The organism is Brucella gallinifaecis, assembly GCF_006476605.1.
Taxonomy (GTDB): Bacteria; Pseudomonadota; Alphaproteobacteria; order Rhizobiales; family Rhizobiaceae; genus Brucella; species Brucella gallinifaecis.
Genome location: NZ_ML636804.1, coordinates 106385 through 133339, shown reverse-complemented (window position 1 = coordinate 133339; position 26955 = coordinate 106385). Strand labels below are relative to the sequence as shown.

The following is a 26955-nucleotide window of genomic DNA, read 5'->3' as shown; positions in this document are numbered from 1 at the left end:
TGCAAATCCTGTTCGGCTGATCGTCAATAGTCCTTTTCATAGAAAATACCGGCACTGGAATCGCCATCCGAACCAAGCGCCCCCTTGACCTTGAGATTTCGCGAAATATCGAGATTGACTGTCCCCTTGGTGGTACCACCGGCACCCGCCTCAACACCAAGATAGATATTATCGCGAATATAACGACCGGCACGTACAGAGGTCTGGCCTTTGCTATCGGTTACGACATCAATGTCATCCAGCCCCGTGCCCTGACGCAATTTGTTCATCAGCGAATTGCTTGAACCACCGGCAAGCTCGGCGGCTGCGGCTGCAAGCTGTGCAATCTGGAAAGCGGACAATTCGCCAATGGAGCGCTTGAAGATCAATTGCGCGAGCACTTCATCCTGCGGCAGTTCCGGTGAAGATGAGAAAACAATATTGAGATTATCGACCGTACCCGTCACCGTCACAATCGCCGTAATATTATCGCCTTCACTGCGTGCAACAAGGTTGATCTGCGGATTGAGATCGCCAACAAGCGTGACGCTGCCCTCATCAAAAGTAATGCGCTGACCAAGGATGCTGATACGACCACGGATCAGATCAAACGAACCAACCGGCTTGATATTCGTCACAGGGCCGGTCAGGCGCACACGCCCACCCAGTTCTGTATCAAGACCACGACCGCGCACAAAAATCTGGTTTGGTGCATTAACCAGAATATCAAGACGAGGCACGGTTGGACGCGAAGTCGGCACAGGTACGTTACTTTTACGCGTTTCCACCTTGGCGCGATCAAGCGTCGCCTGAACATTCTTTGGAGTATGGATATGCTTCACAGGGACATAGGCTGCGCCACCGCCCAGATTTTCTGGCACGGTTATTTCAGCACGATCAACATCAATACGACCTGCTATCAATGGATCTCGCATCAGCGGGCCAGTGATTGCAATACCACCATTAACGGTCGCTGCCACCAGCTTTCCATCCGCATAACGCGCATTGTCCAGCTTGATATTTATATTAGCCGGGAAACTGGCAGAGGCATTGGTGGAAATCGTGCCTGTCGCCGATATTGATCCACCGCCACTCAAGGCTGCATTAACCTGACGAAGCGTGATTGTTTCACCCTCCATCGCGCCCATAATATTGATATTATTGAGGCGAAGATTGGTTTCGGGATCTGTAAATTGTGCACCCGAAGTCGAGAACATGCCGCGCAATTTCGGCTTGTCAAAACCACCTGAAACACTTGCGGTCAGTGAAAGCGTACCGCTTGCCTGCGAACCACGATCTGCAAGGAAGCGATTGGCAAGCGCCAAGGGCACACTGCCCGAAACATTGACGCCAAGCCCCTGCCCCGAAAGTGGCACCTTGCCATTGGCTGTAACATTTAGCCCCTGCGGACCTTCAAGGGTCAGCGAAGAAATATCGACCGCCTTGGCTGCATAATTACCGGCTGCCTGCAAACTAATTGGTGCAAGGCCGTTTTCACGCAGAGGCTTGGCTGCAAGACCTGTACCACGCAGATTAAACTGCGCTGCCGGATTGGTCAGCGGCCCCGTCAAACGCGCAGTGCCCGTGACATTACCAGCCAGATCCTGCCCCTTGACCGCGCCGTTCAATACTGTCAGCGGCAGATTGGCAAGATTAACATCAATGGCCAGGTCCCCCTTGCCAAGCGGCACAAAGCCCTTGGCTGTCACATCAATACCATTGCCATTACTGGCACCGCCCGTGACACGTGCATCAATATTGAGACGATTATTATCGGAGCTACCCTTGGCATCTGCATCAAGCGCCGCAATGCCCTGATTCTTAAGTTCAGCAGCCGTGATACCACGCGCACTTATATCAAATGCAGCATTCGGATTGTCTTTTGTGCCCGTAACCCGAGCCGTACCATTAAGCGTGCCGCCCAGTCCAAGTTCGGGCTTGAATGTATTGGCGAGCGCCAGCGGCAGATTTGAAAGTGCGACTGAAAGATCAAGCTTTTCACCAATTGCACCATTAAGCTTGAGCTGGCCATCCCCCGTATTGACGACAATATCGCCAAAGGAAATGTCGCTGCCCTTCATGGTAATGGCTGCAGGAGCTGCAAGTGTTGCCGCAAGCGCCCCCTGTTTCACATCAGCCGATGCCAGTGCAAGTGCAAAGCCGCCATCTTTTGGTTCAAGCGAACCGCTTGCATTGGCAAGCGTGCCAATCTTGAGTTTGGTGCTCAGTGTGAAATCGGTCTTTGTTCCGGTTGCATTGGCTTTGGCATCAAAATTATCAATGCCGAAAGTGCCAACCAGAATATCGCTGGCGCTCGCGCTACCATCGACGACCGGAATACCAAACAAATCCTGAACTGTGAGCGCTATATCTGCCGATGTAATGTGATTATCGTTGATTTTCAGACCATTGGCCCTGGCATTCACGGTCGCATTCTGACGCTCAGCCATGGCATCAAGCTTTATATCAGCATTGGCAGCACCGGTTGCATCGGCCAGAAAAAGTGCAGCAGCAGTGGAAATATCCGGCGCATCGACTTTTAACTGACCGGCCAGCAGGCCTTTGGCATTCTGTGTAACATTGCCGGAAACATGCGTGCCACCGGCGTTAAATACGAGGTTGGTCAAACGCTTTTCATCATCAACAATATCAATCAATGTGCCAAGATCGATCTTCTGACCATTGAGGAATGCATTGCCGGCAAGCTTGCCGGAAAGCGATGCTCCCATTGGGGCATTACCATCCAGCAGCGCATTGAAATCAAGCGCCCCTTGGGTAAGCTTTCGCCCTGCAAGCGTTCCCTGTGGTGCATCCGCACGCAGTGCCAGGGCAATCAGCTTGTCGTCGCCACGTGCACTGCCTTTGATCGTCATGCGGCCAGAAGCCTTGTCAGATAAAAGCTTGAGATCGGACAGCATGACGCCAAAATCAAAATCAGCCTTTTCAGATGCAAAGGAGCCATTGGCAGTGATTTCACTCAAATCATTGCCAATACGGAAATTGCGTGCTGCAAAACCCTGAGTGCTGCGGGCAATGCCGCCGCCCAGCTGCACTTCACCGTCAAAAATATTATCAACCGCTTGCGTGCCTGTGCGCATATTCTGCGCATTACCATCAAGATTAAGATCAAAAGCACCACTGATCGGGCTGACAGTGCCTTGTGCTTTGACATCAATACGACCTGCAAGATCACGACCCGCAAGCGCTGCATAGGGTGCAAGGCTTGCAACCTTGGCTGCAATATCGCCATTGAATACAAAATCATCGATCTTGCCCATAAGTTCGAGGCTCAGACCGTTGCCTTCAATGGCGGCCTTGGCAAGATCGACCGCCGTACCAGCACGCCAACCGCCTGTAATCGCCAGATCGATCTTATCACCCAGTGCCTCGGCAACTTTTGCATCTGTCGCATCTATCCCGCTGACACCACCCTTCACGTCAAAGGTAATATGGCGATTAGCGGCATCATTCAGACTTTCCGCGACACCCCCCATATCAAGGGCAATATCGGAAGCGGAAATACTTGCATTTTTAAAGCCATGGACCGCAAGTTTTCCAACCCAGTCATTGGTTGGCCGATCACCATATGCGATTTGCAATATGGCATTGTTGATGGTGGTTTCGCCGCCTTTGACAGGCAAAAGCACTTCGTTTTTGCTGTCATCGCGAATAGTCGCATCCACACGCAGCTTGTTCAGAAAACCGTCATTGCCGGAATCGGCAGATGCCTTGACATTGAGGGCCGCGCTGTTGAGCGCCAGATCATTCAAGCGGAAACCACCGCCATCTTTCAGCAAACCATTGGCGGAAAGTACCGTTTCAGCACCAAAAAAGTCGCGGAATGCCGGCGGAACCAGAACAGCGATCGGGCCATTGATCTGTGTCGCAAATACGCGACCATCAGCCTGACGCACAAGGGTGAAACCACCTGTCAATGTGCGGCTTGCGTTGGTATCAAGGGCCAGATCGATCTTGAGATCATCCAGCGTGCCCTTGCCGGTCAATGTCAGATCGACCGGCGGACGACCATCAATTTTCAGAAGATTGGCAACAATGCCATTGGCAGGTTCGGTCACTTTCAGATCGAGATCGAGCTTCTGATCCGCATTGGCATAGGCGGCATGGAGTGCAAAATTACCACCCGGTCCATCGAGGCGCTTGATGTCAAAAGCAGAATTGAGCGATCCGTCGGCAAGCGAAACATTACCATTCAGCGACACTTCCGATTGCAGTCCGAAAACATCCTGACCAAAATACAGATGCGCCACATCAAGACTATCGATATTAACCGAAAGCGGCAATTCCGGCAGGCTGAAACTCGTTGCTTCAGGCGAAGGCAGACCCGTATCCGGCAATGGTTTGCGGATGAAATCAATGCGTTCGGCAATGAGTGACTGAATGCTCAGACGCCCCGTAAACAGCGCCGTGCGGCTCCAGTTGAGCTTGGCATTTTGAATGCGCAGCCATACCCCTTCACGATCAGCAATGGTGATCTGGGCAACACTTGCCTCAGACGACAAAAGTCCGCTCAGACCGGAAAACTGGATACGGCGATTGGGTGCAGAAAGCTTGCTTTCCACAAAAGAGATAAAATACGACTTTTCCTCTTCCTGCTGTTGCTCCTGTGCAACGGCAGGGGATGCGAAAAGGATGAAGGCGAGAAGTGCGAGAAATCTGGTCAAAACGCCTGTCCTATGCCAACGTAAAATGCATAACTCGGATCGCCGGAATGACGGTTAAGCGGAAGGGCCACATCGAAACGAAGCGGTCCCAGCCCGGTCAGATAACGCAAGCCAAGCCCCACACCAACGCGCATTTCCTCCGAAAAATCCGGATAGGATTGCTCGCCCACATAGCCGGCATCAACAAAGCCGACAACGCCGATCGATTCGGTTACACGTGTGCGCACTTCACCGGATGCTTCCACCAGCGAACGGCCACCAATCGTCTCACCGGTCGATGTTTCCACCCCAATGCTGCGATAGGAATAACCGCGGATTGAACCGCCGCCGCCAGCAAGAAACAGCTGGTTTGGCGGAAGGTCTGCAATATCAGCCCCCACAACAGAACCCAGCTTCAAGCGACCTGCCAGAACAACGCGATCCGTTGCACCAAAGCCATAATAGGCGCGGCCTTCGGCGGTGAAACGTGTCGCAAAATTACCGCGCTGGAACTCGTAAAACGGCTGAATATTGCCTTCGAGATAAACACCCGATGTCGGGTCTGGCTTGTTGTTGCGGCCATCATAAAGAAGATTGCCTTCAAGACCCGCAGTCGTGAACTCACGCTTGCCGAAATAGTCATCATCGAAACGGCCATGGCTCACTTTTGCATAAAGCGCACCGGACAGCTCATCAGAGAAAATCTGCGTGAACCCGGTTTTCGCGTTAATCGATGTTTCAGTATAGGCGTCCAGGACTTCGCGCCTGGCATCAAGTGCTGCAATAAAATCCGTATCCGGCGTATAGACACCCGGTTTGGCAAAGCTGGTCCCGACCGTATAGGTATAATTTGCCGGATCGAAGGAATTATCCTGTGAACCGCCAACACCGCTTACCTTGGCATCAAAGCGCAGGCGCTCGCCTCTGCCAAAAAGATTGCGATGCATCCAATAGCCGGTGACACCAAAACCGTCCAGTGTCGAATATTCAGCACCAAAACCAAAGCGGCGGGGTTTTCTCTCCTGCACATTGAGCGTCATCGGCAGACTGCCATCCGGCTCGATCTTGTCTGCTTCCTCAAAAGTCATCGCACGGAACACTTCCATGCGCCCGAGGCGCTTCTTTGCGTCTTCAATATCTTTGGGATCATATTGCTCGCCCGGTTTCAACCCGGTCATCCAGGCCACAAATTGCGGGTCCATGCGTGCGGTGCCCACAACGCTGACAGGCCCATAATGCGCCTTGCGCCCCGGATCGAGCGAAACATCGGCTGCAAGTGTATTGCCATCATGATCGGCAACTATATCTTCGCCGGTAATTTTTGCTTTCGCATAGCCCTGCTGTCGCCAGGCTTCAACTGCCAGACGTTCAGCTTTCAAAATCGTGCCTGAACGCGCAACTTGTCCCGGCGTGAAACCTGCTTCCTGCGGTGTTTCAACCTTGTCTTTTCTATCGACAGATGGAGGCGCTATATTTGAAATCGCAGTTCGCGAAAACAGAAATTGTGGGCCCGGATCGACAGAAATATCGACCTTCGCATTGTTGGGAATATTGGTATCAGCAGGTATATCGGCGGCTTCTCGCCCATTCACCTTGATAGAAATCGTGCCACCGTAACGCCCCTCTCCATATAGAGCGGCCAGAATACGGCGATAGTCACCCCGCGCTTTTGCCAGAAGACCTGCCGAACCGGATGCCGGTGTATCCTCGTCTGCGACAAGTCCTGATGCGCCATCAATGATTGATTTCAGGTCGGCATCGCTGCCATCAGCATTTTTTCGAGCGCCGGTGGTGGTCACTTCAACACTGTAGCTTTTGGGATCAATGATGTCGGGATCGACCTTCTTGTCTTCCCCCCAAAGGTGGACGCCAAAAATCTCAAACGCCAGAGCAGGCGAAACCGTTATGGAAGAAAATTGCACTGCAAGCGCGAGTACAATCAAACTTCTTCCCTGTATCGTCCTGTTACTCCAAGTCATACACGTTACTGTCCGGTTGCAATTTCACGGCCGCTTGAGCATCGCCTCGTCCTCCCCCCAAATCCCAGGACGATACAGGGATTAGCATAGAGCAGCAGGAAGGCCAAGGTTCAACCCAGATGCGTTATGACTTTTAGGGAATGAAGAAACATTTTTATCCGGTGAAAACGAAATTCCATCGCTGACCAGAATCGTTAAATGCTTTCCAAAACCCAAAGGTCATTTACACCCTATTGTGAATAAATTGAGTCAATGGACAGTTAAGATTTAAAAATGAATGCAGCCTGCGGGAGGAAGGAAAATCCGGCAGGCCGCTTCTCAGGTCATGAATAAAGGGGAGAACGAGGTTCGATCATCAGCCCTTATTGCGGCAAACCCTGACATCAATACATTGACGAAAACAGGACAGGGTGGCGTAAAAACAGGCCACGGCGCAAATTCAAGCTCATTGTAATTCTCCAATATCCGCCAGCGCTTCGGCAATCCGCACCCTCACTTCATCTGACACCGGCTTGATCGGTCTGGATGGTTCGGCATGGACAATATCAAGCAGATCGGCAATCGCATAAATAGTGCGCAGGCTCGAATATTGCCTCAAGATATCCCAAAGCGGGGCAAGCTGAGCGTTGAGACGGCGCGCCTCCGACACATCGCCGCTCTGGGCCGCACGGGTGATCTTGAGGCAGACATCTGGAAACAAGCCGCCAAGGACGCTGTACCAGACATCCGCGCCGGCAATCAGAGCCTCCACTGAATCCCAATCGCCGCTATACCCAAGCGAAAACCCTTCGCTGACCGAGCTGCGCTGTTCTGCGATCTCTCTGGCTGCATCATCCATCGGCGCGGGATTCTTGATCCCGACAATGCCCGGTTCACGCGAGAGACGTCCGATCAGTGCCGGACTGAAGCTGAAATGCGTGGTGGCGTGGTTGTTGTAGATGATGATCGGCAGGCCGCTTTTACGCGCGACCGTTGTGTAATGGTCGAAAACCTCGTCTTCGGTCAACGGCGTATAGGAAACAGGGGCAAGCAACCCCGCCACGGCGCCTGCGCCTTTCGCATCCTGAGCAAGCCGGACAACCTCATCTGTCCGCAAGGCGCCGATGCCAATCACCACAGGCGTTTTTCCTGAGGCTTCCCCGATCGCCGCCTCGACCGCCCGCAGACGTTCCTCACGGCTAAGATACATATAGGTTCCCGTGCTGCCCAGCAGACCAATGGAGTCAACACCGGCCCCAACCAGCCGCGCGATAAGCATACGAAGCTGCGCCACATCAACGCTCCCCTTCGCATTTGTCGGAGTGATCGGAAAACCAGACAGACCTTGCAGGTAGGACACGATCAAACCTCGACAGACCGGAATTGAGAAAATGGAAAACCGATGATCCGCATCTCGCCCGATCCGCCAGAGCTAGATCCGCCAAAGCCAGACCCGTCAGAGCCCGGCCCGTCAGAGGGGCTACGGGAAAGAATGGCGAATACTTCCCGGGTCGCTGTCTCAGTTGCTTCCGCTAGCGGCCTGCCTGCGCAAAGCTGGGCAACCAGAAGGGCGGTAAAGATATCGCCTGTTCCGCAGGGGCGCATATTGAGACGCATCACCGATGTTCGATGAAGCTGTCCGTCTGCACGGGTGATCGTCTCCACACTCCGATCCGGCGTGTCGTCGAGCACGCAACCCGTCGTCACCACGGCCCCCGTGCCGCGCCTGATGATCTCGTCTGCAGCCATTGCCAGCCCCTCCGCCGAACGGGCCTTGCTGCCGGCCAGCAATTCGAGCTCGAACTGGTTCGGCGTAATGACCGACGCCATCGGCACCAGACTGTCGCGGAATGTTTCGATCAAGCCTTCCTTGACGAAAATGCCAAGATCATCATCACCCATAACCGGATCACAGACATAGATCAGATCGGGATTACGATTATGCGCCCGTTCAATGAAGCGGGCTACAACCCGCGCATTCTCGACCGATCCAAGATAGCCAGTGACGACAACCCTCGATGCCTCGATCAGTCCGCGCTCCTCTACACCCTGTAGCAAGCCAGCCACAAGTTCGGGTTCCAGCACACGGCCATGCATGGTCGGATAGTGCGGGTGATTGGACAGCAGCGCCGTTGGAATGGCCGCGACTTCCAGCCCCTTGGCCTGCATCGGGAACACAGCCGCGCTGTTGCCGACATGACCATGCACAACCTGGCTCTGAATGGAGATCACCCGCATCATTCGCTGTCCGCCAGTCCCGGCCAGTAGTGCCCGTCAGGCGTCGGGCGTTTGCCGAAGATCGCCTGCCCCACCCGCACGACGGTCGCACCTTCCTCAATGGCCTCCTCAAAATCTCCAGTCATACCCATCGACAGCCCCGTCAGGCCCGCATGCACCTGCACCGCCTTGTCCCGGAGATTTCTCAGAAGCGCAAAGCAGGGCCGTACTTTCGACATGTCGGAGGAAAAGAGTGCGAGCGTCATCAAACCACGCGGACGAAGCCTCGGGAACCTGTCGAGCGTTTCTACGAAAGGCATCAACTCGTCAGGATGCAGCCCGAATTTACTGTCTTCGCTCGACGTGTTGACCTGAACGAAAACGTCCATCGAGCGGTCCTCGCGCTCCAGCCGTTTGTTGAGCTGATCTGCAAGGCGCAGGCTGTCGAGTGCATGAAACTCGCAGGCAAAACGTGTGAGATATTTCACCTTGTTGGTTTGAAGATGCCCGACGATGCTCCAGTCGATGGCAAGGCTTTCCAGTGCTCCATGCTTGGACATCGCTTCCTGTATCTTGTTTTCTCCGAACGAGCGAATGCCGGCCTTATAGGCGTGACGCAGAACGTGGGTGGGCACGGTTTTGGTGATCGGAAGCAGGCGCACGGAGGCACGTTCGCGTCCCGCTCTGGCGCAAGCGCGTTTAATCCGCTCTTCAACAGCCACAAGGTTGTCGCCAAAGGTTTTGCACGGGTCGGCACCAAACCGGGCAATGTCTTCAGCGGTGAGAATATCGGTCATAGTCATTTATCCGTAGCAAAATTGAATGGATGTCGTCATGCCGACCGCTGTTCAATATGCGGAAGAAACCAGGTCATCAGCCCGGCAAGAGGCAGGAAAGCGCAAATCTGGTAGACGCTTTCAATCCCGATACTGTCGGCCAGTGCGCCCAGGCCGGCGGCGGCAATCCCGGCCAGCCCGAAATTGAGGCCGTAGAACAGGCCACCGATCAGGCCGATCCTGCCGGGCGCCAGTTCCATGGCGTAAATCAGGATCGAGGCGAAGGCGCTCGCCATGATGAGGTTGATGAAAACCGTCAATATGCCGGTCCAGAAGAAATCGGCGAAGGGCAACAGCAGTGTCAGTGGCAGGGGACCGAGAACCGATATCCAGATGATACGGTAACGGCCAATCCGATCCCCGAGAATGCCGCCAACCAATGCGCCTACAGCTGATGCTACCAGAAAGACAAACAGCATCAATTGCGAGGTCTGGATTGATACGTCAAATCGGTCGATCAGATAAAAGGTGTAAAAGGACCGGAAACTTTCGACATAGGCATTTTTCGAAAACATCAGCAGGGTCAAGACTATCAGGCCAAGTATCACCGTTTTCGGCGGCAGCGAGGGCCGGGGCAACATGGCCGAGGCCGCCTTTGCAGCTATCAGGCGGCGGTGGATCGTCGTGTACTGCCCTGCCGTCCATATCATGAGCATCATGGCGATAAGGGCCGCCGCCGCGAACCAGGCAAGACTTGCCTGTCCGCGAGGAACGATGATCATCGCAGCCAGTAATGGGCCAAGCGCACCTCCTGCCTGTCCACCAATCTGAAACAGCCCCTGAGCCAGACCCTGCCGTCCACCAGAGGAATTGCGCACCATCCGCGTCGCCTCGGGGTGAAAGATTGACGAACCGATCCCGACACAGGCAGCCGAAACGAGGATGAAGCCATAGCTGGTCGCAAAACCCAGACCGACCAGCCCGGCAAGAGAAAAGACCATGCCAACGACAGATGCATAAGGCATCGGGCGCTGATCGGTGACATGCCCCACGACCGGCTGCAACAGCGAGGCCGCGATCTGAAAGGTCATAGTGATCATCCCGATCTGCACAAAATCGAGCGAATATGCGTCCTTGATGATCGGATAGACCGCCGGAATCAATGACTGGATCAGATCGTTGAGAAGATGTGTGACACTCAGCACGATCAGGACGGCAAAATGGGTTTGCGGCCGCATGGCCAGGGATCGAGGCTGATCCATCGCTAGTTTTTCTCTCTCATCGCTTTAGAAGCCCAACTTCTTGTCGGTCTCTTGATTTTTGCGTCAGCCTAATAAAAATCTGGCATAAAAGAGTGAGCCAGTTAGAATAGATTTATATGGTCCAGTTGCCGGGCACGCCGCTCGCCTCGGCTATTCCCGAATGATTGTCTGGAAACAGCATGAACGATAGCCACATGTTGAAATCTCCGCGTCACACCATGGGTGCACGCAAGATTTACAACGCCATGAAAAGCCAGATCGCCAGCGGCGTTTTCGGTGAGAATGGTCAATTGCCATCATCGCGGGCACTGGCTCAGGAACTGGGTGTTTCCCGAACAACCGTCACCATTGCTTATGAGCAACTCACCGCAGAAGGCTTTATTGAGGTCAGGCAAGGTAGCCGGCCACGTGTCGTACGCGCGATGTTCGACCATTCGCCCAAGAGCAAGGGCGCACATACCCTTCAGCCTGTCCTGCTGTCAGACTACGGTAAACGCGTGCTCACCTTGCCTCCGCGTCCGCACCAGCCCGGTGCCAATCTCGTCGCCGACTTCCACTATGGAGATTTATCCATCGTAGATTTCCCGACGACAATCTGGAAACGCGCTATGAACAAGGCAATGGCGCAGCGTCCTGAGAGGCTGACTTACAGTGATCCTTGCGGTTCGTGGCGCTTGCGCACTGCCTTGCAGGGATATCTGTGGCGCGCACGTGGTCTTCAGTGCAGTCCGGCACAGATCATAATCGTCAATGGCTCCCAGCAAGGCCTCGACCTTTGCGCAAGGCTTCTCCTCAATCCCGGCGACCGGTTCGTCATGGAGAATCCCGGATATGCCATGGCGCGATATGCCTTTGCCAGTACAGGAGCCCTGCCGGTCACTCTTCCAGCCGATAGTCACGGTCTCGCAACCGAACATCTGGAGAATGTGTCTGCGCGTCTCGCTTACGTTACCCCGTCGCATCAATATCCATTGGGTGGTATCCTGCCTGTCCCGCGCCGGCAGCAATTGCTGGCTTGGTCGCGACGGCAGAATGCCTATGTGATTGAAGACGACTACGACAGTGAATACCGCTATGACATCAATCCCGTGCCGCCGCTTTACGGGCTGCCGGACAGTCACAATGTCATCTATCTTGGCACGATTTCCAAGACGCTTTCGCCAACATTGCGCATCGGCTATCTCGTCCTCCCGCCTGAGCTGCAACCAGTCTTCGCATCCGCCAAGCAGTTCATGGACAGGCACTCGCCGATCACCGATCAGGAGGCGTTCGCATCTCTTATCGAAGACGGCACCTATGAAAAGCACGTCCGCCGCGTTCGTCGCCTCAACATAGAGCGACGGGAAACTCTGCTGAACGCGCTGAAGCATCGATTTGGGGAAACTATTATCATCGAAGGCGCGGATGCCGGCCTTCACCTGGTCGTATGGTTCAAGGAGCTGCCGCGCTCATCCGAAGAAGCACTGTTACTTTCCGCCCGCAAGGCCAGACTAGGACTTTACTCCATATCCGCACTCTATGATCCGCATGAACCTGACGCAGTTCCCGACTTGATGGGTCTGGTCATGGGTTATGCTGCGCTTGAGCCAAGACAAATTGAGCGTGGCGTGCACCGACTGGCGGAAGTCATCTATGAGGTACGCCATCAAGGACAGGACGGTAAACCTCTTCCACTGTGACGACCATGAGGTTGTGTTGCAACAGTTTGATTTAGAGCATAAGTCCCATCTTCGTTCAACGAGGATCGATAAGATTATGCTGCAAATACAAAGACTTTAGAGCGCGATCCCGGCAGAATTTTTAGTTTATCTGAAGATAAGGCTTTATCAATTCAGTTATATTTCAGTGCCGGAACGACCTTGAGTGTGTGGAATATTTTTTCAAGCTTCCTGACCGCGATCTCAAGTTCTGTTGGCGTATAGGCTGCGAAGCCGAGCAGAAACCCTGCCTCGCCTTCACCTGTGGCATGGAGTGCTGATAGCCCCAACAGCCCAATTTCAGAACGGCGAGCGGCTTCCAAAACAACTTGCTCGGAGATGTCGCATGTCAACAGGCAGGGCATTTGCATTCCTCCCACAGGAACCCGCGGCTCGACAAAACCTGCAAGATGTTTGCGAACCAATCTGGTCAATATTTCAAGGCGCTGGGCATAGATGCCACGCATGGTGCGAATATAGGCTCCGAAATGTCCGCCTTCTATAAAGCGGGCAAGCGTATATTGTGCAATGGAAGCCGTATGCCCATCAAGAAGCGTTCGCGCTGTGGTCATTGGTTTGACCAGCTGTTCGGGCAGCACGACATAGCCTATCCGTAATCCCGGAAAGAGCGACTTGGTGAAGGTGCCGATATATATAGTTCTATCATAATGATCGAGGCCTTGCATGCAGGCTGTGGGTTTGCCCGCATAATGAAACTCACTGTCGTAATCATCCTCTATTATCCAGCCTCGGTGACGTTTCGCCCATTCGATCAATGCAAGCCGGCGGTCCAGGGCCAGGGTTACGCCCGTTGGAAATTGATGTGAGGGTGTGAGGAAGACAGCGCGTGCCGGGTTGGGATCATTGACGATAGGCTCGATGTTGATTCCTTGCTGATCCAGCTCAACAGGCACGCAGTTCAGCCCGGCAGCTTCAAATGCCTTGCGGGCTCCATAATAGGCGGGGTCTTCGATAGAGATGCGCTCACCCGGATCAAACAATACATTCGCGCACAATGTCAGCGCCTGTTGCGAAGATGTGAGTATCAAAACGCGCCCGGCAGTGGCGCGTGCGCCGCGTTCGAGATTGATATAATCTGCGATTGCCTGTCGTAGTTGCTCAACCCCTTGCGGGTCTCCATGCAAAAGCGTTTGCGGCCCTATCTCTTTGAGCACTTGTCTTTGCAGGCGCTCCCAAAGCGCAAGCGGGAAATTTCGTGTGTCGGGTATGCCGGGTGCAAAAGGGCATGGTGTCAAAGTCTCGAGCACGCCGCCGCTTTGGAATATCGCCTTGCCACGCTTGCTGAGTTCAGGCGATTGATCTTTTGGGTTGCGGGAACGTTTCGTGTGTCGACGACCAATGGAAAACTCTGCGATTTGCGAGACGAAACTACCGCTGCCGACCCGGCGCTCAATGAAACCTTCTGCGTGGAGCTGCGTATAAGCCGCTTCAACTGTATCGCGTGAGACGCCAAGTGACTGTGAGAGCGCACGGGAGGCCGGAAGTGGTTTGCCGCGACTGAGTGCACCATCCACAATCAATTGCCGGATCGCACGTTGTATACGCGCATGAAGCGGCATGGCTGAATGCGCGGGATGATTGAGCCAGGCTTTTACGGATTCGAGTTGCGAGTGCTTGAACAAATGGATGGTATCTCTTGCTGTAATTGGAGGGGCACATCAGTCCATTGAGCATCTAAAAGTCAAGCCTGTCTATCGCTTGAATATGCTTTTCCGGAGTAGCCCGAACATGTCCTGCACCTCTTCACGTACGCCTGCCCGAATAAATGATATCATCCACCCTGTTGTTGCAGGCTTGATTTCAGTCATCGTTAATTATGGCGGTACGTTTATTCTCGTTTTTCAGGCGGCGCGTATAGCCAATCTTAGCCCCGAACTGACCGCATCCTGGGTCTGGTCGATTTCGATCGGCGTCGGTCTTTCTGGTTTGCTGCTAAGCTGGCGTTATCGTGAGCCAATCATAACGGCATGGTCCACACCTGCCGCAGCGTTCCTTGTCACTGCGCTCGCCACGGCATCCTATGCAGAAGCAATCGGGGCATATATGATCTCAGCCGTGGCCTTCGTACTGCTTGGTCTTACCGGGTGTTTTGAAAAAGTCATCCGGTTGATACCTCCGGGCATAGCTTCAGGGTTGCTTGCAGGCATATTGTTGCAATTTGGAATAGGTGCATTCAGCAGTGTGAGTGTCGATCCCGTTTTGGTAGGCACGCTGATTGCTGCCTATGTCGTTTTAAAGCGTTTTTGCGCACGATATGCAGTCATTGGTATCTTGGTGATTGGGCTTTTTATCCTGCTGATGCAGGGTCGTGTCGATCTATCTGATCTGGAATTGAAACTGGCCGCTCCCGTTTTCACCATGCCAGAATTTAGCCTGAACGCCACGCTCAGTATCGCACTGCCGTTGTTCCTTATCACCTTAACAGGTCAATATATGCCCGGCATGCTGGTACTGCGAAATGACGGGTTTCAGACAAGTGCCAACCCTATCGTAACGGTAACGGGTCTGGGCTCACTTATCATGGCCCCGTTTGGCTCGCATGCATTTAACATTGCAGCAATTACCGCTGCCATTGCGACAGGTCGGGAAGCGCATGAAGATCCGTCAAAACGTTGGATCGCCGGTATAGCTGCGGGTTGCTTTTATATTCTGGTCGGGGTGTTTGGAGTAACGCTCGCAGCGGTATTTATGGCATTTCCCGCAACATTCATCACTACACTTGCGGGGCTTGCTCTGCTTGGGGCAATCGGGGGAAGCCTTGCCGGTGCAATGGCAGACGCTCGTTCACGAGAAGCTGCACTCATTACCTTTCTTGCATCTGCTGCGAATATCAGTTTGCTCGGCATTGGCGGAGCATTCTGGGGGCTGGTGATCGGCCTCGTCGCGTCTGTCGTACTTAATGGAAAACTGCCGGGTAAAGGCTCATAAATTCAATTAATTGATGGGCATAACTTGCATGGATTTATCAAGAGAAGAAATGAGTGAGCCAGTGGTTTGATTCCAACATTTGCATCCCGCCACTCCACCCATGAGGGCAAATGTTGGAATCCAAAAACCACTAGCCAAGTATATGTTTCTAGTGGATTTTACGAATTTGACATTTGAACAGGCAGTGAGGGTAACCGTGATTCAAATGTCAAATTCAATCCACTAGGTGCGGATAAAAACCGGGACTGGTTTTATGGCACGATGCCATGACTGTTTCGATATTCGGCTGGGCTTCAAGCGCCAAGGATATTCTGTAAATTGATGCAGAGAACCAGCTCCGAAACTCTTGCAAACCCATTGCTGTTCGTTGCAGCAAATACATCAATAAGGCAGCGCTAACCGCGCCCAGATTTCTCAGCTCATTGCACATTGTCTGATGGGCATTGTCTGGTGGGTAACGATGCCTTATCACCACATGAAAGAAGCAAGCCCATCTTATGTTTCCGTGTTCTGGGCTGCCAGCATTCGTTCAACTAATGAGCTTGCTCCGCGCATTATATGTTGCCGCAAGTATTTTTGGGCCGCCACGATGTCTTTGGCTTTGTAAAGCGCTAAAAGTTCGCGGTGTTCAGTATCCATTGCTTCAATTCCTAATGTGAATCTAACCGGAACAGGAAAATGCCGATATGTATTTTTATACAAACGATCGAGCATATCCAGTGACTGAGTTCGCGCTGATGGCCGGTAAAGCGTCTCATGAAACTTCCAATTCTGGCTTGTCCAATGCACCGGGCTGCTTTCACTTAGCATTTCATCAAGAATACGCGCAGCGCTTTCATAATCCGCCTCGCTTGCGCGCGGTATCGCAAGAGCAATAAGCCACTCTTCAATATGTGCACGAAGCTCATACATCTCACTTAGCGCCTCAACCGAAATTCCTTTAACTACGGCGCCCTTATTGGCTTCCACAAGAATAAGCCCTTCAGCCTCAAGCTGGTTCAGAGCTTCACGTACAGGAACCCGGCTGACACCAAGCTCTGCAGCAAGCTGCTCTTGCCTCAGCCGCTGACCGATTGCGAGCTCTCCCGATAATATCTTGGACCGTAAACGCTCGGTAACCTGCGAAGCAATCGTGCGCCGCTCAATAGCAGGTTGAATGGATGTCATATCGATTCTCTCTAATTGCCAATTAATTGTAGTTATCTGTTTAGAGCAGATTGGCCAGCTTCATAAAAGTTATCAAATGCGCTTGCAACGATAGATTGGATCCAGTATACAGTATCCATAAATTGATACAAGCGTTACGTGGATCATCTGACCTGCGAAAAGTGTTCAGCCGGGCGACGTCCCACAATCCATAGAGAATTTTTGCTCGGCTTAAGGTGCGAGTCACCTCAGCCGTTGATAGACAGGAGTCAATCTTGACGATCGCAATGCGTGCTGCACCCACCAAGCCTTTATTCGCTGATGATCCGGATGGGATTTCTGGAGTTTCATTCAGTAATGTCGGGAAGTTGTTTCCCATTAAAGATAAAAGGATTTACCTCAACAATGCGTCCATCGGCGCGTTGAGTTCGCCCGTCGTTGCGTCGGTAGAGCGCTTCTTAGAGAACTGTCGTGACAATGGACGCAATGATTATCCCCATTGGTGTAGCCATGCCGATACGGTGATCAAGGATCGCGTTGCCAAGCTCATTGGTGCAAAACGCAGTGAAATCGCTTTCGTTAAAAACACCACAGAAGGCCTGGTGAATGTCGCAAACGGACTGAGTTGGAACGAGGGTGACAATGTCATCATTGCGGACTTTGAGTATCCATCCAATGTTTACTGCTGGATGAAGCTTGCTGCCAAAGGTGTTTCAATCCGGTGGGTGAAAAACCGTGACGGCCGGGTTCTTGTCGATGATATCCGTGCATTGATGGACGAAAAAACGCGCCTCGTATCTCTTAGTGCAGTGCAATTTACAAACGGTTTCCGTCAGGATCTGGAGCAGACTTCCGCCCTGTGCAAAGAGCATGGCGTTCTGCTGAATCTCGATGCGATCCAATGGGTTGGTGCTTTGGAAATGGACGTCGTCAAGTACGGGGTTGATTTTATGGCATTCGGTGGACACAAATGGATGCTGGCACCGGTGGGAACAGGCATATTTTTCTGTAGAAAAGAAGTGCTGGAGTTACTCGATCCGCCATCTGTCGGTTACCATTCTGTAGACCGTGGTGAAGATCACCTTGAATATTTATTGGAATATCGGCCTAACGCGGGTCGTTTCGAAGAAGCCTTGGTGAATTTCCCAGGCATATGGGGCCTTGATGCCGCTGTTCACTTACAGCTCCAACTCACTCCCCGTGCTATTGAAAAGCACATCTACTCCTTGAATTCGCACGCAGCCGAAGGCCTAAAAAGGAAGGGCTATCAAATCTCTAGCCCCTTTGCGGATCATGAGCGGTCCGGGAATCTTTCATTCCTTCACCCTTCAATAAGTCCTGCAGATATTGACAAAAAACTTCAGGCGGCGGGCATAGATCTCGCTCAACGAGGGGGACGTCTGAGAATTTCACCCAGCTATTACAATGATATAGCTGAAATCGATCAATTGCTTCATCATCTACCTTAAAAATAATGCGGGAACAAAAACAAGGAGGCAAAGACATGGAACTGACAAGGCGTACATTTGCACTATCTGGCTTATGCGCTATCGGCGGGTTCGTTCTCACTAACGGTGCGGTACCAGCTTTTGGCCAGGGGCGCGGAAATCTTCTGCGCTATGGTACAGTGACCGAAGTCACAAACCTGGATCCTCATGTTTACGGGGGAACTGCATGGAAAGTGCTTATTGGCTCGATTTATTCGACGCTTGTTACCAATGACACGAACGGCAATATGGTAGCAGGGCTTGCAGAATCGTGGGAGCAGCCAGATGCGTCCACGATCATCTTCAAATTGCGCCAAGGTGTTAAGTATCATGACGGTTCTGACGTTGTGGCAGACGATGTTCTCTTTTCACTCGAAAGAATAAAGAACGAGGCTACAGGAGCAACACTTCGAAACTATCTCAATGATGTGTCTGTCAAAATACTGGATCCGCAGACGATTGAGTTAAAAAGTGTGGCGCCGAATGTTTCTCTTCTCTCAGTGCTATCCCTTCCAGAAGCGGCAATTCTATCCAGAGCATGGGTCAATTCAGGTGTGAATATAAAGGCCAATGCGAATGGTACGGGACCATTCCATCTGGCGTCTTACGAGCCGGGCGTATCGGCAAAATTGCTCAAGAATGACAGCTATTTTCACAAGGATCAGCCACTGCTGGACGGTGTGGATTTCCGAATGATCAAGAGCGACGATGCGAGAGTTAGTGCACTTCGGGGCGGCACTCTTGACATGATTGACTTTGTACCATGGAAGGACATTGACGTTCTTGGACGTATGCCTAATTTCAAAGTCGATTCTGCCAGTGGCGGTTTCATGAATATTTGGTTTAATGCGTCACGAAGCCCATGGGACAATCCATTGGTGCGCAGAGCTATCGCATTCGCTATCGACAGAGAAGCCGTCTCTCGAGCTGCATTCTTTGGTCATGGAGCGCCTATCTACGGGGCGCCAACCCCAGAAGAATCGCCATTTTATAATGCCGATTTAAAAAACAGTGTCTCCCTGGATTTAGAAGAAGCCAAGAAACTTCTTAAAGAAGCTGGATATGCTGAAGGTCTGTCCATGGAGCTTATCGTATTTCAGGGATTGGGTGTTTATACGACCACAGCTCAGATACTTCAGGCGAATTTGAAGCAGGTAGGTATAAATGTGACCATCAAACTTGTTGAATGGTCGGACCTTATTAACCGTAAAAACTCTGGCAACTACGATGCTATGCTTTATGGCGTATCGATGAAGCTGAATGACCCTGATGCCTATAGCTATTATTTCGGCTCAACATCAACATATTGGGCAAAACCGATTGGCTATAGGGATGATGTTTTAGAAGCTTTGCTTGATGAAGGCAGGGCGGAAACTGATCTTGAGCGGCGGAAACTCATATATCAAAAAGTAGAAGAACGTTTGTTAGAAACGATGCCGTGGATTTTCATAAACTTCAGAGAGCAAGCCCAGGCCTATCTCCGTAAAGTTTCGGGTTACGTCCATATCCCCGGAGCTCTTAATGAGAGTGCGGCTGCGATTTGTTTGCCCTCAATGTCTTTCCGCTAGAGTGCAAGGCGCCTAGAAAACGCTCTAACACGCTATATTTGCTGCATAATTTCACCTCAATCTCTTCTGGCTTAAGGAATTATGCTGTAGCACAAAAAAGCCCGGCTTCTGTTTAAAAGTCGGGCGCCATTGAGGCGCTTATGTTCAGCTTTTTCTACCGACGTACTGCGTCTGCTGCCGTAACATTGGCATTGGCGGCAATCGCAATCTTTCTCATCGTTCGCTTAATCCCAGGCGATCCAGTCATGATCATGCTGGGAGAAGGCGCCGGCGGCGACCCTGCTGTCGTGATGCGTGTCAGGCAAGAAATGGGCCTGGACAAACCATTGCCGATGCAGTTCTTTTTTTGGCTGGAAAGGCTTCTTCATGGAGATTTGGGGGTCTCGATCAGAAGCGGCGAACCCGTTTTGAGCGAAGTGCTCCGTCGTATTCCGCGAAGCCTTGAGCTCATCGGAGCGGGGTTGATGATTTCCGTAATCCTCGGCCTTCCACTGGGTATCATCTCTGCTCGCAATCGCGGAAACTTACTTGGCGGTTTGACCTCCTTTATTGCCACAATCGGTTTTTCTGCCCCGGTTTTTGTGACTGGAGTATTGCTTGTTTTGGTATTTGGAGTCTGGCTACAGATATTGCCGCCTTCGGGATTTGTTCCGTTTGCAGAGGATCCCTGGTTGCATCTATCATGCCTGGTAATGCCAGCTTTGGCGATAGGTCTCAATTTCATGGGAGTTGTCAGCCGGGTCGCACGCGCCAGTCTGGTTGACATTCTGCACAAAGATTACGTTGCTCTAGCGAGGTCAAAAGGCCTTACGCGCAGCCAGGCGTTAAACCGGCACGCCCTGCCAAACGCCTTGGTACCGGTCATATCTATTGTCGGAATTCGTGCCGGGAGTTTGCTTGGCGGGGCAGTCATAATAGAAGCACTGTTCGATTGGCCGGGACTTAGTTCACTTTTGGTGAGCGCATCTTTTGCTAGAGACTATCCACTGATGCAAGGATCACTTTTAGCAATTTTTGCGATTTTTATTCTCATAAGCCTGTTGATCGACCTCACTCAAAGTATTTTTGACCCACGTTTGAGGGCTGCGTGATGATCTCTGGAAAACTTATGATTCTTACCGGTGAGCTTTTTAAAGTAAAAAACATACCAGCTATCCTGGCTATGTTGTTTTTGATGACAGTTATATTTCTAGCATCCTTTGCGACGGTTCTCCCATTGCAGGATCCCGTGGCTCTCGACACTTTAAATATTCTTTCAAGCCCATCGAGAGAGCATTGGCTAGGAACCGACGAACTGGGTCGCGATCTTCTGTCCAGGATCGTCTATGGAGCACAAATTTCGTTGGGTGTTGCCTTTGCCGCCGTGATAATCGCGGGGACAATCGGGACAATTGTGGGCGTCTCAATTGGGTTTGCAGGACCGCGGGTCGAAGCAGCTCTCATGCGGATCATTGATCTGATGATTTCAATCCCTGAAACTTTCGTAGCAATCATTGTCCTTGCGCTTTTCGGGGGCAGTCTTCCAACACTGATACTCACCATTGGTTTTATCTACTGCCCACAATTCGTGCGCGTTATATTTGATATGACCAAAAGTATAAGATCACGCGATTATGTTTTAGCTGCGAAATCATTAGGTGCAGGAAAATTAAGGCTCATTCGGACTGAAGCACTTCCAAACCTATATTCCATTATAGCGGTCCAAACTTCTGTGACATTCTCTTTTGCCTTGCTGATGGAGGCGGGTCTTAGCTTTTTAGGATTAGGGGTTCAGCCACCAATCTCCTCTTGGGGACAAATGGTTGGCACGCTTAAAAACTATATATTTATCAATCCATTACCAATTATTTTTCCTGCTTGTGCGCTTCTTCTGGTCGTGCTCGCTGTCAATCTTCTCGGTGACTTCATCCAAGATATTTTAAATCCGGAGCTAAGAAAATGAAGTCTCTCCTATCGGTCCGTGACCTATCTGTCAGCTTCGGAAGTTTTACAGCAGTCGACCACATAAGCTTTGATGTTCAGCCTGGCGAAACGGTTTGTCTTGTTGGCGAGTCCGGTTCAGGTAAATCGGTGACGGGAAAAGCTGTCATAGGCCTGCTGGATGAATCAGCCAAACAACAAGGCGAAATTTGGTTTCGTGGCAGTCGAATGGATAACGCTTCGGAAGCCAGGATGTGTAACATCCGCGGCGGCCAGATCAGTATGATTTTCCAGGAACCAATGACAGCGCTCAATCCTTCGAAACGCGTGGGTGAGCAAATAAGCGAAATGATTATGCTAAACTCACAGGTTTCTCGATCAGAAGCCCGTGCACGCGTTATTGCTCTTTTAACACGCGTAGGTATTCCAGACCCAAAGCTGAGAGAAAGAGCGTTTCCACATGAACTTTCAGGGGGCATGCGTCAACGGGTCATGTTAGCTATTGCATGTGCGGCAAAACCTGCACTCATCATAGCAGATGAACCAACGACTGCACTTGATGTCACCGTACAGGCGCAAGTTCTCGCTCTTCTGTATGACCTGAAAAAAGAGCTGGGTTGCGCGTTAATTTTCGTCACTCACGATCTTGGCGTCGTTGCCGAAATCGCAGATAGAGTGATCGTGCTCTACAACGGAAAAGTTGTCGAACAAGGCGATGTTAAGAGCATTTTTGAAAACGCAGCCCATCCCTATACAAAAGCCTTGCTTGCCGCAGCTCCTGACGTTGAAATGCCCGCCAAAAAAGGCTTTCGTTTTCCAACGGTCGATAAAGGAGCGATTTTTGGCGAGGCGTCAGGCGATAGGCGCACGAAAAATAACGCTAATGCATCAATCACAGTATCTCCCGCTTCCGATTCCGAAAATGACTCTGCGGGACCCGTGCTGGAGATCACAGATCTTTCACGTCACTATGTTCTTTCAGCCGGTCTACTCAGTTTAAAACCCAAGATTTTACGTGCTGTGGACGGAATTAATCTTACAGTTGAGAGTGGGAAAACCTGTGCTCTCATAGGGGAATCCGGTTCCGGTAAAAGCACTTTAGGGCGTTGTGTTGCTCGACTTGACACGCCAACCTCAGGGCAAATTCGGTACTGTGGTGAGGATGTGTCTTCCATTAAGGGAAAGAGTCTTTTCGATTTTCGTAAGAAAGTTCAAACTATCTTTCAAGACCCTTACGCTTCATTGAACCCTCGCCGAACAGTTGGGCAAGCAATTGCGGATGGACTTGAGATCCATGGAATCGGTGATGCCAAGGAGAGAGAGTTCCGCGTTGAAGAGCTTTTACGCCGAGTTGAGCTGGATCCTTCCGCAGCGAAAAGATATCCGCATCAGTTTTCAGGCGGACAAAGGCAACGAGTAGCAATTGCCCGCGCACTCGCCTTAGAGCCTGAATTTATAGTCGCCGATGAAGCTGTGTCCGCCCTTGATGTGTCAGTCAGAGCGCAAATTCTTAACTTGCTTGCGGATCTTCAGGCAGAACAAGGTCTCTCTTTCTTATTCATTACCCATGATTTGAGCACTGTAAGACAATTTGCTCATCGAGTAGCCATTATGCGTTTTGGCAAGATCGTGGAGGAAGGGGAGACAGAGGAAATCTTTAATGATCCAAAGAGCGAGTATACTAAAAACTTGCTTCGGGCTGTGCCCAGAGCAAGATTCGACGATAGTCGTCGATTAAATAGCTATACCTGCAACAGTTTTGTTGATGCGTAACCGGGAAGAGACGTGAGGACCGGGGTGGTTTCCCCGCTCTCGCGGCTCGGACACATCGTCAGTGATCTGCTCCGGGAAGAAATCAACTGTTGGCTTACAGCTGGTCGCAACGGCTTTGTCGCAAATTTTCGATCAGCGTTTGATAACATTCTGGCTTTTTGAGAGCTGAGAAGTTTCGATGTTTGAAAAGCATCATCACAAATTTAATAAAGCTTTATCTGTTGTTTATTTAATCGCGACGCTTCAGAGAAAATGTTCTTTGAACTGAATGTGTAATATTTTCGCGTCTCAAATCCCTGTTTTAACGCGCATCTTTTCTCAATAACCGTCTCACATTTTTCGAAATGCGCTCTAAACGAAAAGCGCCCCGGAGGGAACCGGGGCGCAACGCGGCTTTTAAGGGGGGAGAGGGAGGAAAAAGCCGCGCAACCGGGCCGTTAGACCGGGTTTAGGCAATCAGGGGCAAATTCCCCCTGAATCACTTTGATAATCTGGAGATGCTCGCTTTGTCTGCTTTCAGGCATCCCGTTCGAAAAGCGCATCCCTGTTCGGGATGCGCACAGACATTCAACTATGGCAGATTACGCGCATCATCCGGGCTCATATACATCGGCATCATATTGGTATCGAGGTGATGCATGACCCAGATGGAGCCAGCAAGCACGATCGCCAGAATGATAACCGTGAAAATAAGCGCCAGAATATTCCAGCCATTCTCTGATTTTGGATCAAGGTGCAGGAAGTAAACCAGATGCACCACGATCTGCACAGCAGCCATACCGATAACAATCGCTGCAGTCGTTGCTGGTGTAAAATAGCCATTCATCGCCAGCATAAACGGAACGATGGTGAGGATGATTGCCAGTACCAGACCGATCAGGTATGATTTCAGGCTGCCATGTGCGGCTTGATCGTGTGTTTCGTGTCCAGAGCTCATCACAATACACCCAGCAGATAGACAAGGGTAAAGACGCCAATCCAGATGATGTCCAGGAAGTGCCAGAAGAGGCTCAAGCACATCACGCGCGTCCGGTTTGTTTCAGTCAGACCATCACGAAGAAGCTGGGCCGAAAGCACCAGAATCCAGATCAGGCCCGAGGTAATATGCAGACCATGCGTTCCAACCAGCGCAAAGAAAGCCGAAAGGAATGCACTGCGGCCCGGACCTGCACCTTCAACGATCAGATGATGGAATTCATAGATTTCCATAACCAGAAACGCTGCGCCGAACAGGAAAGTAACCCCCAGCCAGAACAGGACGCCTGCCCGGTTGTTTCTGTACATTGACAATGTCGCCAGACCATAGGTCAGCGATGATGCCAGCAGGAACATGGTTTCTGTCAGCACGAACTGCAGGTCAAACAGTTCACGGCCGGTTGGTCCGCCCGCAAACTGATGTGCCAGCACGGCATAGGTTGCAAAAAGACCCGAGAAGAGAACGCAGTCACTCATCAGGTAGATCCAGAAGCCGACCAGCGTGGTCGACCCTGCATCGTGATGGTCTTCGTGAGCAGGATGCTCGTTGCCGCCCTTGAAAGGTCCAGCGTTATGAACGGTAGCGCTCATGGATCAAGCCTCCTGAGCATTCAATTGCCGGGTACGTGCATCTTCGATGCGCTGTACTTCTTCGGCCGAGACATAATAGTCCCTGTCATTGTTAAACGAGTGGGCGATAGCAACCACGAGAATGCCAACGGCTGCGGCAATTGCCAGCCACCAGATATGCCACACCAGAGCGAAGCCAAGCGGGATATTCAGGATACCGATAATAAAGCCCGTGCCGGTATTTTTTGGCATGTGAATGCGGGCAAATTTTTCGGTACGACGCACATATCCATTCTGCTTCATATCCCACCAGCTGTCATGATCGCGGACATGCGGAACTTCAGCAAAATTGTAAAATGGCGGAGGCGAAGCAATCGACCATTCCAGCGTACGGCCATTGCCCCATGTGTCACCATTGTTGTCACGCAACTTTTCACGATCACGGATCGAGATCATGATCTGGAGAACCTGGAAGATGATACCGCACAGGATGACTGCAACACCAATTGCTGCAATGATCAGATAGATGTGCCAGGCTGGATTTTCTGTATGGTTCAGACGGCGGGTCATACCCATCAGGCCGAGCACATAAAGCGGCATGAATGCAAGGATGAAGCCAACGAGCCAGCACCAGAATGCCTTACGGCCCAGTCCTTCGTGCAGCCTGAAGCCAAATGCCTTCGGCCACCAGTAGACGAGACCGGCAAAACAGCCAAACAACACGCCCGAGATAATCACATTATGGAAGTGAGCAATCAGGAACACCGAGTTGTGCAGCACGAAATCTGCCGGCGGAACAGCAAGAAGAACACCGGTCATACCACCGATAACGAAAGTGCACATGAAGCCGATCGTCCAGTACATTGGTGTCGTGAACTGGATCCGCCCCTTATACATGGTGAACAGCCAGTTGAAGACTTTCGCGCCCGTGGGGATCGAGATGATCATGGTTGCAACGCCGAAGAAGGCATTGACGCTTGCACCACCACCCATGGTGAAGAAGTGGTGCACCCAGACCAGGAATGACAATACAGTAATCGCAATAGTTGCGTAAACCATTGACGTATAACCAAAAAGTCGCTTGCCCGTGAAGGTCGAGACAACTTCCGAAAATACACCAAAGCACGGCAGAACCAGAATATAGACTTCCGGGTGGCCCCAGATCCAGATCAGGTTCACATACATCATCGGATTGCCACCACTGTCATTGGTGAAGAAGTGGAAATCCAGATAACGATCAAGCGAAAGCAGAGCCAGGGTCACGGTCAGGATCGGGAACGCAGCCACGATCAAAACGTTCGAGCAAAGTGCAGTCCAGGTGAAAACCGGAACCTGCATCATGCCCATGCCCGGCGCACGCATCTTGATGATGGTGGTGATGAGGTTAACGCCGGAAAGAAGCGTGCCCATACCGGAAATCTGCAAAGCCCAGATATAGTAATCGACACCAACATCCGGGCTGAACTCAATACCGGAAAGCGGCGGATAAGCCAGCCAGCCGGTCTTGGCAAATTCACCGATACCGAGCGACAGGTTGACCAGAACAGCACCGGCAACGGTCAGCCAGAAGCTCAAGGAGTTGAGGTAAGGAAATGCAACGTCGCGTGCTCCGATCTGGAGCGGCACGGCAAAATTCATCAGACCGACAATGAAAGGCATCGCCACAAAGAAGATCATGATCACACCGTGAGCGGTAAAAATCTGATCATAGTGATGAGGCGGAAGGAAACCTTCATTGGCGCCCGAGGCAATAGCCTGCTGCGCACGCATCATAACAGCATCCGAGAAGCCGCGGAACAGCATCACGAAAGCCAGAATAATATACATCACGCCAATGCGTTTATGATCGACCGATGTCAGCCAGTCATTCCATAGCACGCCCCACTTTTTATAGTAGGTAATGGCTGCGAGAATAGCGAGCGCCCCACCAGCCACCGCGGCCAATGTGACCATGATGATAGGCTCGTGATAGGGAATCGCTTCGAGCGTAAGTTTTCCGAACATTTCTATTCTTACT

The 26955-nt window shown here is 51.6% G+C and carries 18 protein-coding genes; 7 read left to right on the top strand and 11 right to left on the bottom strand.

Going from position 1 to position 26955, the window contains the following annotated elements; translation table 11 throughout:
• Positions 1-23: 23 nt before the first annotated feature.
• The 6 genes from FHY56_RS08975 to FHY56_RS08950 form a co-directional block, all read right to left on the bottom strand.
• A complete protein-coding gene (locus FHY56_RS08975; protein ID WP_140904827.1) occupies positions 24-4661 on the bottom strand; it encodes a translocation/assembly module TamB domain-containing protein in 4638 nt (1545 codons plus the stop codon).
• The gene (locus FHY56_RS08970; protein ID WP_140904826.1) at positions 4658-6619 is read right to left on the bottom strand and encodes an autotransporter assembly complex protein TamA; all 1962 of its coding nucleotides are present in this window, start codon (positions 6617-6619) and stop codon (positions 4658-4660) included. The genes FHY56_RS08975 and FHY56_RS08970 overlap by 4 nt, the downstream gene beginning before the upstream one ends.
• A gap of 445 nt (positions 6620-7064) precedes the next feature.
• Positions 7065-7958 (bottom strand): dihydrodipicolinate synthase family protein, encoded by an 894-nt coding sequence (locus FHY56_RS08965; protein WP_140904825.1) that lies wholly within the window; start codon positions 7956-7958, stop codon positions 7065-7067.
• A 2-nt stretch (positions 7959-7960) separates the two neighbouring features.
• Positions 7961-8839 carry a pyridoxal kinase gene (pdxY, locus tag FHY56_RS08960; protein ID WP_210240050.1) on the bottom strand — a complete coding sequence of 293 codons (879 nt, stop codon included), beginning with the start codon at positions 8837-8839 and terminating at the stop codon, positions 7961-7963.
• The gene (locus FHY56_RS08955) at positions 8836-9618 is read right to left on the bottom strand and encodes a YggS family pyridoxal phosphate-dependent enzyme (protein ID WP_140904824.1); all 783 of its coding nucleotides are present in this window, start codon (positions 9616-9618) and stop codon (positions 8836-8838) included. The genes pdxY and FHY56_RS08955 overlap by 4 nt, the downstream gene beginning before the upstream one ends.
• A 29-nt stretch (positions 9619-9647) precedes the next feature.
• Positions 9648-10829, bottom strand: a complete 1182-nt coding sequence (locus FHY56_RS08950) for an MFS transporter (protein ID WP_235889458.1) — start codon at positions 10827-10829, stop codon at positions 9648-9650.
• Positions 10830-11032: 203 nt separating this feature from the next.
• Here FHY56_RS08950 and pdxR (FHY56_RS08945) point away from each other — a divergent pair, with 203 nt between their 5' ends.
• Positions 11033-12532, top strand: a complete 1500-nt coding sequence (gene pdxR, locus FHY56_RS08945) for a MocR-like pyridoxine biosynthesis transcription factor PdxR (RefSeq protein WP_140904822.1) — start codon at positions 11033-11035, stop codon at positions 12530-12532.
• Positions 12533-12684: 152 nt separating this feature from the next.
• Here pdxR (FHY56_RS08945) and pdxR (FHY56_RS08940) read toward each other — a convergent pair whose 3' ends face one another.
• Positions 12685-14193, bottom strand: coding sequence for a MocR-like pyridoxine biosynthesis transcription factor PdxR (gene pdxR / locus FHY56_RS08940; protein WP_140904821.1), 1509 nt, complete (start codon positions 14191-14193; stop codon positions 12685-12687).
• A 106-nt stretch (positions 14194-14299) separates the two neighbouring features.
• On the opposite strand from pdxR (FHY56_RS08940), the gene FHY56_RS08935 reads away from it, so the two are divergent.
• Complete coding sequence (locus tag FHY56_RS08935) at positions 14300-15499, top strand: benzoate/H(+) symporter BenE family transporter (RefSeq protein ID WP_140904820.1); 1200 nt, start codon at positions 14300-14302, stop codon at positions 15497-15499.
• A 495-nt stretch (positions 15500-15994) separates the two neighbouring features.
• On the opposite strand, the gene FHY56_RS08930 is transcribed toward FHY56_RS08935, so the two are convergent.
• Complete coding sequence (locus FHY56_RS08930; protein WP_140904819.1) at positions 15995-16666, bottom strand: GntR family transcriptional regulator; 672 nt, start codon at positions 16664-16666, stop codon at positions 15995-15997.
• Positions 16667-16920: 254 nt separating this feature from the next.
• On the opposite strand from FHY56_RS08930, the gene FHY56_RS08925 reads away from it, so the two are divergent.
• The 5 genes from FHY56_RS08925 (at position 16921) to FHY56_RS08905 (ending at position 23393) form a co-directional block, all read left to right on the top strand.
• Positions 16921-18114, top strand: coding sequence for an aminotransferase class V-fold PLP-dependent enzyme (locus FHY56_RS08925; RefSeq protein WP_235889457.1), 1194 nt, complete (start codon positions 16921-16923; stop codon positions 18112-18114).
• 35 nt (positions 18115-18149) lie between these two features.
• A complete protein-coding gene (locus tag FHY56_RS08920) occupies positions 18150-19700 on the top strand; it encodes an ABC transporter substrate-binding protein (protein WP_140904818.1) in 1551 nt (516 codons plus the stop codon).
• Positions 19701-19840: 140 nt separating this feature from the next.
• Positions 19841-20791 (top strand): ABC transporter permease, encoded by a 951-nt coding sequence (locus FHY56_RS08915; protein ID WP_140904817.1) that lies wholly within the window; start codon positions 19841-19843, stop codon positions 20789-20791.
• Between the two features lie 17 nt (positions 20792-20808).
• On the top strand, positions 20809-21642 hold the full coding sequence (locus FHY56_RS08910) for an ABC transporter permease (protein WP_140904816.1): 834 nt from the start codon (positions 20809-20811) through the stop codon (positions 21640-21642).
• Positions 21639-23393: an ABC transporter ATP-binding protein gene (locus FHY56_RS08905; protein ID WP_140904815.1), complete on the top strand. Its 1755-nt coding sequence runs from the start codon at positions 21639-21641 to the stop codon at positions 23391-23393. The genes FHY56_RS08910 and FHY56_RS08905 overlap by 4 nt, the downstream gene beginning before the upstream one ends.
• A gap of 571 nt (positions 23394-23964) precedes the next feature.
• Here the strand turns inward: FHY56_RS08905 and cyoD are convergent.
• From cyoD to cyoB, 3 genes are read right to left on the bottom strand one after another with little or no spacing between them, the layout of a single operon-like run.
• Positions 23965-24330 (bottom strand): cytochrome o ubiquinol oxidase subunit IV, encoded by a 366-nt coding sequence (gene cyoD / locus FHY56_RS08900; RefSeq protein ID WP_140904814.1) that lies wholly within the window; start codon positions 24328-24330, stop codon positions 23965-23967.
• A complete protein-coding gene (gene cyoC, locus FHY56_RS08895; protein ID WP_140904813.1) occupies positions 24330-24959 on the bottom strand; it encodes a cytochrome o ubiquinol oxidase subunit III in 630 nt (209 codons plus the stop codon). The genes cyoD and cyoC overlap by 1 nt, the downstream gene beginning before the upstream one ends.
• A 3-nt stretch (positions 24960-24962) precedes the next feature.
• Positions 24963-26942, bottom strand: coding sequence for a cytochrome o ubiquinol oxidase subunit I (gene cyoB, locus FHY56_RS08890; protein WP_140904812.1), 1980 nt, complete (start codon positions 26940-26942; stop codon positions 24963-24965).
• Between the last annotated feature and the right edge of the window lie 13 nt (positions 26943-26955).

Bases quoted from the DNA above. Each gene is read 5' to 3' on its own strand.
- FHY56_RS08970 (WP_140904826.1), bottom strand. From the start codon at position 6,619: ATGACTTGGAGTAACAGGACGATACAGGGAAGAAGTTTGATTGTACTC.
- pdxY (WP_210240050.1), bottom strand. From the start codon at position 8,839: ATGATGCGGGTGATCTCCATTCAGAGCCAGGTTGTGCATGGTCATGTC.
- FHY56_RS08955 (WP_140904824.1), bottom strand. From the start codon at position 9,618: ATGACTATGACCGATATTCTCACCGCTGAAGACATTGCCCGGTTTGGT.
- FHY56_RS08950 (WP_235889458.1), bottom strand. From the start codon at position 10,829: ATGCGGCCGCAAACCCATTTTGCCGTCCTGATCGTGCTGAGTGTCACA.
- pdxR (WP_140904822.1), top strand. From the start codon at position 11,033: ATGAACGATAGCCACATGTTGAAATCTCCGCGTCACACCATGGGTGCA.
- FHY56_RS08935 (WP_140904820.1), top strand. From the start codon at position 14,300: ATGTCCTGCACCTCTTCACGTACGCCTGCCCGAATAAATGATATCATC.
- FHY56_RS08930 (WP_140904819.1), bottom strand. From the start codon at position 16,666: ATGACATCCATTCAACCTGCTATTGAGCGGCGCACGATTGCTTCGCAG.
- FHY56_RS08920 (WP_140904818.1), top strand. From the start codon at position 18,150: ATGGAACTGACAAGGCGTACATTTGCACTATCTGGCTTATGCGCTATC.
- FHY56_RS08915 (WP_140904817.1), top strand. From the start codon at position 19,841: ATGTTCAGCTTTTTCTACCGACGTACTGCGTCTGCTGCCGTAACATTG.
- FHY56_RS08910 (WP_140904816.1), top strand. From the start codon at position 20,809: ATGATTCTTACCGGTGAGCTTTTTAAAGTAAAAAACATACCAGCTATC.
- FHY56_RS08905 (WP_140904815.1), top strand. From the start codon at position 21,639: ATGAAGTCTCTCCTATCGGTCCGTGACCTATCTGTCAGCTTCGGAAGT.
- cyoD (WP_140904814.1), bottom strand. From the start codon at position 24,330: ATGAGCTCTGGACACGAAACACACGATCAAGCCGCACATGGCAGCCTG.
- cyoC (WP_140904813.1), bottom strand. From the start codon at position 24,959: ATGAGCGCTACCGTTCATAACGCTGGACCTTTCAAGGGCGGCAACGAG.
- cyoB (WP_140904812.1), bottom strand. From the start codon at position 26,942: ATGTTCGGAAAACTTACGCTCGAAGCGATTCCCTATCACGAGCCTATC.